The 255-nt window shown below is 52.9% G+C and carries 1 protein-coding gene; it reads right to left on the reverse strand.

Annotated features, from left to right (window positions below; all coding sequences use genetic code 11):
• Positions 1-178: GDP-mannose 4,6-dehydratase (locus SB771_RS35720; protein WP_410722135.1), on the reverse strand; the 178-nt coding region annotated here is incomplete at its 3' end.
• Between the last annotated feature and the right edge of the window lie 77 nt (positions 179-255).

Consider the following 255-nt stretch of genomic DNA (forward strand, 5'->3'; position numbering starts at 1 on the left):
GCCCGCGCCGGTCCGACACGTGAGGATCTTGATAGAGATGATCGATGCGGTCGGTATTGAACAGAGAGGCACGGCGCTTGATGCCATGCACCTCGTAACCCTTGTTAAGCAGCAGCTCTGCGAGGTATGAGCCGTCCTGCCCCGTTACGCCGGTAATCAAAGCAACTTTACGATTCATGATTCGATGCTCCTAAATGGACGTGCCCTGTGTGTCGATTGCAAAAACACATTCGCGATGTTGTTCACTCTGAAACG

This window comes from Burkholderia sp. SIMBA_051 (assembly GCF_046534915.1).
GTDB classification, from domain to species: domain Bacteria; phylum Pseudomonadota; class Gammaproteobacteria; order Burkholderiales; family Burkholderiaceae; genus Burkholderia; species Burkholderia ambifaria.